This window comes from Citrobacter sp. wls718, assembly GCF_005280945.1.
Taxonomy (GTDB): domain Bacteria; phylum Pseudomonadota; class Gammaproteobacteria; order Enterobacterales; family Enterobacteriaceae; genus Citrobacter; species Citrobacter gillenii.
The window spans coordinates 87,029-95,725 of sequence record NZ_SZWV01000052.1; the positions used below are offsets into that span (position 1 = coordinate 87,029).

8 protein-coding genes are annotated in these 8,697 nt (G+C 52.6%); all 8 read left to right on the top strand.

Features of this window, described 5'->3' with window-relative positions:
* The coding region (rodZ, locus tag FDW95_RS23735; protein WP_249359032.1) for a cytoskeleton protein RodZ at positions 1–439 on the top strand (439 nt) is incomplete at its 5' end.
* A gap of 26 nt (positions 440–465) precedes the next feature.
* Positions 466–1,584: a flavodoxin-dependent (E)-4-hydroxy-3-methylbut-2-enyl-diphosphate synthase gene (ispG, locus tag FDW95_RS10310; RefSeq protein WP_096756173.1), complete on the top strand. Its 1,119-nt coding sequence runs from the start codon at positions 466–468 to the stop codon at positions 1,582–1,584.
* A 110-nt stretch (positions 1,585–1,694) separates the two neighbouring features.
* Positions 1,695–2,969: a histidine--tRNA ligase gene (gene hisS / locus FDW95_RS10315; RefSeq protein WP_115257786.1), complete on the top strand. Its 1,275-nt coding sequence runs from the start codon at positions 1,695–1,697 to the stop codon at positions 2,967–2,969.
* Positions 2,970–2,982: 13 nt separating this feature from the next.
* A complete protein-coding gene (locus FDW95_RS10320) occupies positions 2,983–3,603 on the top strand; it encodes a YfgM family protein (RefSeq protein ID WP_096756175.1) in 621 nt (206 codons plus the stop codon).
* Positions 3,604–3,613: 10 nt separating this feature from the next.
* On the top strand, positions 3,614–4,792 hold the full coding sequence (gene bamB, locus FDW95_RS10325; protein ID WP_096756176.1) for an outer membrane protein assembly factor BamB: 1,179 nt from the start codon (positions 3,614–3,616) through the stop codon (positions 4,790–4,792).
* Between the two features lie 116 nt (positions 4,793–4,908).
* On the top strand, positions 4,909–6,381 hold the full coding sequence (der, locus tag FDW95_RS10330; RefSeq protein WP_115257787.1) for a ribosome biogenesis GTPase Der: 1,473 nt from the start codon (positions 4,909–4,911) through the stop codon (positions 6,379–6,381).
* A gap of 296 nt (positions 6,382–6,677) precedes the next feature.
* A complete protein-coding gene (locus tag FDW95_RS10335) occupies positions 6,678–8,222 on the top strand; it encodes a peptide MFS transporter (protein WP_115257788.1) in 1,545 nt (514 codons plus the stop codon).
* Positions 8,223–8,399: 177 nt separating this feature from the next.
* Entirely contained in the window at positions 8,400–8,621 is a 222-nt protein-coding gene (locus FDW95_RS10340) for a zinc ribbon domain-containing protein (RefSeq protein WP_115257789.1), read from the top strand.
* The last annotated feature ends 76 nt before the right edge of the window (positions 8,622–8,697 follow it).

Genomic DNA, 8,697 nt, shown 5'->3' on the forward strand with positions numbered 1-8,697 from the left:
CGCAGCGTCAGCACCTGACGCTGCCACAGTGCCAGCACCTGCTGCAGATGCGCAACAGAATGCGGTAGTGGCACCGTCTCAGGCCAACGTAGACACAGCGACAACGGCGCCAACCTCACCGGCTACGGCGGCACCTTTGCCGACCGATCAAGCGGGTGTGACAACACCAGCCGCCGATCCTAACGCGCTGGTGATGAATTTTACCGCCGACTGCTGGCTGGAAGTCAGTGATGCGACCGGTAAAAAACTGTTTAGCGGTATGCAGCGTAAAGATGGCACGTTAAATCTTGTCGGCCAGGCACCGTACAAACTGAAAATTGGTGCACCGGCAGCAGTGCAGATTCAGTTCCAGGGTAAACCTGTCGACCTGAGTCGTTTTATCAGAACTAACCAGGTTGCGCGTCTGACCGTAAATGCCGAACAACCAGCGGCTCAGTAACAGACGGCAATGCGGGAGATTTTTTAATGCATAATCAGGCTCCAATTCAACGTAGAAAATCGACACGCATTTACGTTGGGAATGTGCCGATTGGTGATGGCGCGCCCATCGCCGTACAGTCTATGACCAATACGCGGACAACGGATGTGGCGGCGACGGTCAATCAAATCAAAGCGCTGGAACGCGTTGGGGCTGACATTGTCCGAGTCTCTGTACCGACAATGGATGCTGCAGAAGCGTTCAAGCTTATCAAACAGCAAGTCACAGTCCCGCTGGTTGCCGATATTCACTTTGACTACCGTATCGCGCTGAAAGTAGCGGAATACGGGGTCGACTGTCTGCGTATCAACCCCGGCAATATCGGTAATGAAGAGCGTATTCGCATGGTGGTGGACTGCGCTCGCGATAACAACATTCCTATCCGCATCGGCGTTAACGCCGGATCGCTGGAAAAAGATCTGCAGGAAAAATACGGCGAACCCACGCCGCAGGCGCTGCTGGAATCAGCTATGCGTCATGTGGATCATCTCGATCGTCTGAACTTCGACCAGTTCAAAGTGAGCGTTAAAGCCTCTGATGTGTTCCTTGCCGTTGAATCTTATCGTCTGTTAGCCAAACAGATCGATCAGCCGCTGCATCTGGGGATCACCGAAGCCGGTGGCGCACGCAGCGGATCGGTGAAGTCCGCGATTGGCCTGGGTTTGCTGTTGTCAGAAGGGATCGGCGATACGCTGCGCGTTTCTCTGGCGGCCGATCCGGTAGAAGAGATCAAAGTAGGCTTCGATATTCTGAAATCGCTGCGCATTCGCGCGCGCGGGATCAACTTTATCGCCTGCCCAACCTGTTCTCGTCAGGAATTTGACGTTATCGGTACGGTGAATGCGCTGGAACAGCGTCTGGAAGACATCATCACGCCAATGGACGTTTCGATCATCGGCTGTGTGGTAAACGGTCCTGGTGAAGCGTTGGTTTCCACGCTCGGCGTGACGGGTGGCAACAAGAAAAGCGGCCTGTATGAAGACGGTGTACGTAAGGATCGTATCGATAACGACGATATGATTACCCAGCTAGAAGCCCGTATTCGTGCCAAAGCCAGCATCCTGGACGAAGCGCGTCGAATTGACGTGCAGCAGGTTGAAAAATAACAACGTGATGGGAAGCGGCGTGCTTCCCGTGTATGATTGAACCCGCATGGCGCCCGCATTGTTCGGGTTAGCGCTGAGGGTTCATTTTTATATCCATAAAGAGAATAAACGTGGCAAAAAACATTCAAGCCATTCGCGGCATGAACGATTATCTGCCTGGCGAAACCGCCATCTGGCAGCGCATTGAAGGCACTCTTAAAAACGTGCTCGGCAGCTACGGTTACAGTGAAATCCGCTTGCCGATTGTAGAGCAGACCCCGTTATTCAAACGCGCGATCGGTGAAGTGACCGACGTGGTTGAAAAAGAGATGTACACCTTTGAGGACCGTAATGGCGATAGCCTGACTTTGCGTCCTGAAGGAACGGCTGGCTGCGTACGCGCCGGCATCGAACATGGTCTCCTGTACAATCAGGAACAGCGTCTGTGGTATATCGGACCGATGTTCCGCCACGAGCGCCCGCAAAAAGGTCGCTATCGCCAATTCCATCAGCTGGGTGTCGAAGTGTTTGGCCTGCAAGGCCCGGACATTGATGCTGAGCTGATTATGCTGACCGCTCGCTGGTGGCGTGCACTGGGTATTTCTCAGCATGTTAGCCTTGAACTGAACTCCATCGGTTCTCTGGAAGCCCGTGCTAACTACCGAGATGCATTGGTGGCGTACCTGGAACAGCATAAAGACAAACTGGACGAAGATTGCAAGCGTCGCATGTATACCAACCCGCTGCGTGTACTCGATTCCAAAAATCCGGAAGTGCAGGCGCTGCTCAACGACGCTCCGGCGCTGAGCGACTACCTGGATGAGGATTCACGCGCGCATTTCGCCGGTCTGTGTACGCTGCTGGAGTCAGCAGGTATTGCTTACACCGTTAACCAACGACTGGTTCGTGGTCTCGACTACTACAACCGTACCGTATTTGAGTGGGTCACCAGCAGCCTGGGCTCGCAGGGTACCGTGTGTGCGGGCGGTCGTTATGACGGTCTGGTCGAGCAACTTGGCGGTCGTGCTACGCCAGCGGTTGGCTTCGCGATGGGTCTGGAACGACTTGTTTTGTTAGTTCAGGCAGTTAATCCGGAATTTATTGCTTCTCCTGTTGTCGATATATACCTGATCGCTTCAGGTACAGATACGCAGTCGGCGGCAATGGCGCTGGCTGAACGTCTGCGCGATGAAGTTCCGGGCGTAAAACTGATGACAAACCACGGTGGCGGCAACTTTAAGAAACAGTTTGCTCGCGCCGATAAGTGGGGCGCTCGCGTTGCACTGGTACTGGGTGAGTCCGAAGTGGCTGACGGTACTGTTGTAGTGAAGGATTTGCGCACTGGTGAGCAAACGGCAGTAGCGCAGGATAGCGTTGCCGCGCATTTGCGCACTTTGACTTGCTAAGGAGAAGGACAGCGTGGAAATTTACGAGAACGAAAACGACCAGGTTGATGCGGTAAAACGCTTCTTTGCCGAAAATGGCAAAGCGCTGGTGGTTGGGGTTATTTTAGGGGTTGGCGCACTGGTTGGCTGGCGTTACTGGACCAGCCATCAGACGGAGTCCACACGCTCTGCTTCTCTGGCGTATCAAAATACAGTGACTGCGGTCAGTGCGGGTAAGCAGGACAGCATTCCTGCCGCAGAGAAATTTGCCGCAGAGAACAAAAATACCTACGGCGCGTTAGCGTCGATGGAACTGGCGCAGCAGTTTGTTGATCAAAACGAACTTGAGAAAGCCGCTACCCAGTTGCAACAAGGACTGGCGGCGACCAGCGATGAGAATCTCAAAGCGGTGATTAATCTGCGTCTTGCGCGTGTGCAAGTTCAGCTTAAACAAGCGGATACCGCGCTGAAAACGCTCGACACCATTAAAGGTGAAGGGTGGGCGGCCATTGTCGCCGATCTGCGTGGCGAAGCGTTGCTGAGCAAAGGCGATAAACAAGGCGCGCGTAGCGCATGGGAAGCGGGTGTAAAAAGCGAAGCCTCTCCTGCTCTGAGCGAAATGATGCAGATGAAAATCAATAATTTGTCCATCTGAGAGGGACCCGATGCAATTGCGTAAATTACTTCTGCCAGGGCTGCTTTCCGTTACCCTATTAAGCGGCTGTTCACTGTTTGGTGGCGAAGAAGATGTCGTTAAGATGTCCCCATTACCGGTGGTTGAAAACCAGTTTACTCCGTCTACAGCCTGGAGCACGTCTGTAGGTAACGGTATTGGTGATTTCTATTCCAATCTTCATCCTGCGCTGGCAGATAACGTTGTCTATGCGGCGGATCGTACAGGCGTCGTTAAAGCTCTGAACGCGGATGATGGCAAAGAAGTCTGGTCCGTCAATCTGGCGGAAAAAGACGGCTGGTTCTCTAGAGTCTCTGCACAGCTTTCTGGTGGTGTGACGGTTTCCGGTGGTCACGTCTATATCGGCAGCGAAAAAGCCCAGGTTTATGCGCTTAATACCAGCGACGGTACTATTGCCTGGCAGACTCGTGTTGCCGGTGAAGCGCTGTCTCGCCCGGTGGTGAGTGATGGTGTGGTATTGATTCACACCAGCAACGGTCAACTGCAGGCGTTAAACGAAGCTGACGGTGCCGTCAAATGGACCGTCAACCTGGATATGCCATCGCTTTCGTTACGCGGCGAATCAGCCCCGGCTAGCGCTTTTGGTGCGGCGATTGTCGGCGGTGATAACGGTCGCGTGAGCGCTGTGCTGATGCAACAGGGCCAGATGATTTGGCAGCAACGTATTTCTCAGGCGACCGGTCCAACAGAAATCGATCGTCTGAGTGATGTTGACACCACGCCGGTTATCGTTAATGGCGTTGTGTACGCCCTGGCTTATAATGGTAACCTGACGGCGCTGGATCTGCGCAGCGGCCAGGTTATGTGGAAACGTGAACTCGGCTCGGTGAATGATTTCATCGTCGATGGCAATCGTATCTATCTGGTAGATCAGAATGACCGCGTGCTGGCGTTAACCACTGACGGCGGCGTAACGCTGTGGACGCAGAGCGATCTGCTTCACCGTCTGCTGACGTCTCCGGCGCTGTATAATGGCAATCTGGTTGTCGGCGATAGCGAAGGCTATCTGCACTGGATTAACATTGATGATGGCCGCTTTGTGGCCCAGCAGAAAGTTGACAGCTCCGGTTTCCTGACCGAGCCAGTATCGGCTGATGGTAAACTGCTGATCCAGGCGAAAGACGGTACGCTGTATTCCATTACGCGTTAATCGTCCTGCCGCTCGCTTTGAAAAACGGCTCCTGGTGCAGGGGCCGTTTTCCTGTTTTTAACAATGGCGTAAAAATACGTCCGTTGTCTGATGATTTTTTAAATGAGGCTTTAAACATGGTACCTGTGGTCGCGCTTGTCGGGCGCCCTAACGTTGGCAAATCCACGTTATTTAACCGTCTAACTCGCACCCGAGATGCGCTGGTTGCGGATTTCCCGGGTCTGACTCGTGACCGTAAGTACGGTCGTGCTGAGATTGAAGGACGCGAGTTTATCTGTGTTGATACCGGCGGTATTGATGGCACCGAAGACGGGGTCGAAACCCGCATGGCTGCACAGTCGCTGCTAGCCATCGAAGAAGCGGATGTTGTGCTGTTCATGGTTGATGCGCGTGCTGGCCTGATGCCGGCAGATGAAGCCATCGCCAAACATCTGCGTTCGCGCCAAAAACCGACTTTCCTGGTCGCCAACAAAACTGACGGACTCGATCCGGATCAGGCGGTGGTTGATTTTTATTCGCTGGGGTTAGGTGAAATTCACCCGATCGCAGCTTCTCACGGTCGTGGTGTTCTCAGCCTGCTGGAGCACGTTCTGCTGCCGTGGATGGATGACGTAGCGCCGCAGGAAGAAGTGGATGAAGACGCGGAATACTGGGCGAAGCTGGAAGCCGAAGAAAACGGTGAAGAAGAGCCTGAAGACGACTTCAATCCGCAGGATCTGCCAATCAAACTGGCGATTGTCGGGCGTCCGAACGTCGGTAAGTCCACACTCACTAACCGTATTCTCGGCGAAGACCGCGTGGTGGTTTACGATATGCCGGGAACCACGCGTGACAGTATTTATATCCCGATGGAACGTGACGGTCGCGAATATGTGCTGATCGACACTGCAGGCGTGCGTAAGCGCGGAAAAATTACCGAAGCGGTAGAAAAATTCTCCGTTATCAAGACGCTGCAGGCGATTGAAGACGCCAACGTGGTGATGCTGGTGATTGATGCCCGCGAAGGTATTTCCGATCAGGATCTGTCGCTACTGGGCTTTATTCTCAATAGTGGGCGCTCACTTGTCATCGTCGTCAACAAGTGGGACGGCCTGACCCAGGAAGTGAAAGAGCAGGTTAAAGAGACGCTGGACTTCCGTCTGGGCTTTATCGATTTTGCCCGCGTGCACTTTATCTCTGCGCTGCACGGCAGTGGTGTGGGTAATCTGTTTGAGTCAGTGCGTGAAGCGTATGACAGCTCAACCCGCCGCGTCAGTACCGCGATGCTGACCCGCATCATGACCATGGCGACAGAAGATCACCAGCCGCCGCTGGTGCGCGGTCGTCGTGTGAAGTTGAAATATGCGCATGCTGGTGGCTATAACCCACCAATTGTGGTGATTCACGGCAACCAGGTTAAAGACCTGCCTGATTCCTACAAACGTTATCTTATGAACTACTTCCGTAAGTCGCTGGAAGTGATGGGTACACCGATCCGTATTCAGTTCAAAGAAGGGGAAAACCCGTATGCGAATAAGCGTAATACGTTGACGCCAACACAAATGCGCAAGCGTAAGCGTTTGATTCAACATATTAAAAAAAGTAAGTAACCCTTGCTGATTATGAAAACCCGCGCTTGTCGCGGGTTTTTTTCGTCTGTTTATAGTCCTGTGTGTCTGTATAATGTCAATGACTATTCTTTTTTGACCAAGTTTAAATCTAAGAAAGTAGACAATTGTCGAATTTTCATCTTAAAGTGCAGGGGTTGGTACTAGACAAAACTGGCTCCAGACCCTCAAATGGCTAATTAACTTTTCGCTACCTGTAAAAAAATCGACCAGATACATAACTGGCCGGCGTACAGCGTGGTGTTTACTCGCACAACACATATCTTTTCAGGAGAATTATGCAACCGTCTACTCAACCACAAGAAAGCCGAACGTTCTTCGGCCATCCCTATCCGCTAGGCTCGCTATTTTTCACGGAGATGTGGGAGCGTTTTTCGTTTTACGGCATCCGTCCGTTACTGATCTTATTTATGGCAGCCACCGTTTATGACGGTGGAATGGGGCTGGCGCGTGAAAATGCCTCTGCGATTGTCGGTATCTTTGCCGGTACCATGTATCTCGCTGCACTGCCGGGGGGCTGGCTGGCGGATAACTGGCTCGGCCAGCAGAAAGCGGTGTGGTATGGCTCTATTCTGATTGCGCTCGGCCACCTGTCGATTGCGCTCTCTGCCATCATGGGTAACAACCTGTTCTTTATCGGCCTGATGTTCATCGTGCTGGGTTCTGGTCTGTTTAAGACCTGTATTTCGGTCATGGTCGGTACGCTGTATAAAAAAGGCGATGCGCGCCGTGATGGCGGTTTCTCGCTGTTCTATATGGGTATCAACATCGGTTCATTCATAGCACCGTTGATCTCAGGCTGGCTGATTAAAACGCATGGCTGGCACTGGGGTTTTGGTATTGGCGGTATCGGGATGCTGGTAGCTTTGATTATCTTCCGTATCTTTGCCGTACCGGCGATGAAACGTTACGATAGCGAAGTGGGGCTGGACTCCACCTGGAACAACCCGGTAGCGAAGAAAAACGGTGTCGGGGCGTGGTTACTCGCGCTGGCTGCGGGTGTGGCCGTCGTTGTTACGCTGATTGCGCAGGGTGTGATTGTGATTAACCCGGTTGCGGTAGCCAGCATGCTGGTGTACGTGATTGCGGCATCCGTCGCCTGTTATTTCATCTACTTGTTTGTCTTTGCGGGCCTGAACCGTAAAGAACGCGCCAGACTGCTGGTCTGCTTTATATTGCTGGTTTCTGCGGCGTTTTTCTGGTCTGCGTTTGAGCAGAAACCGACTTCGTTTAACCTGTTTGCCAACGACTACACTAACCGTATGATCGGGGACTTTGAAATCCCGGCCGTGTGGTTCCAGTCGATTAACGCCCTGTTTATCATCCTGCTTGCGCCGGTATTCAGTTGGGCGTGGCCTAAACTTGCGAGCATGAACATTCGCCCAAGCAGTATCACCAAGTTTGTTATCGGCATTCTCTGTGCGGCGGCAGGCTTTGGCATAATGATGCTGGCGGCGCAGGATGTGCTGACAAATGGCGGCGCGGGCGTTTCTCCATTCTGGCTGGTGGGCAGTATCCTGATGCTGACGCTCGGCGAACTGTGCCTGAGCCCAATTGGTCTGGCGACCATGACGCTGCTGGCGCCAGAAAGAATGCGTGGTCAGATGATGGGGCTGTGGTTCTGTGCAAGCGCGCTGGGTAACCTGGCCGCAGGCCTGATTGGTGGTCACGTGAAGGCTGACCAGTTGGATATGCTGCCAGACCTGTTTGCGCGTTGCTCCATTGCGCTGCTTATCTGCGCCGCGGTCCTGATCGTCCTCATTGTTCCGATCCGCCGTATGCTGGAAAATACCCAGACTAAACCGGCAGCTAACGCGAAGTAATCTCTCCATTTCGCCGGGGTGGCGTTATGCCCCGGCAATCCAGCCCATACCACACCATCCCCTGTTTATCACTACCGCATCTTTGCACCATTTGAGGTGTCCGCATCGGCGTCGGTCTCATTCATTCGGTGAATCGTGTTAAAATCCAGACAGTGAAAATTATCTCAAGGAGTTATCATGTCGGTTACTTGCCCGGATTGTCATACACCAGTAGAGCCACAAAACGGAGCGGCGCACTGCGAAAACTGTCATAAAGATATTCAGCTTGAAGCGCGTTGTCCGGAGTGTCATCAGCAACTCCAGATATTAAAAGCCTGCGGTGCTGTGGACTACTTTTGTCCGCATGGGCATGGACTTATTTCGAAGAAACGCGTCGAATTTTTCATTAATAATAATTAAAAGTAAATTTAGAGTTTCTAATTTGCCTACTTATTTTTATGTCTGATATTATCGATGGATTGGCCCCTATATTTCC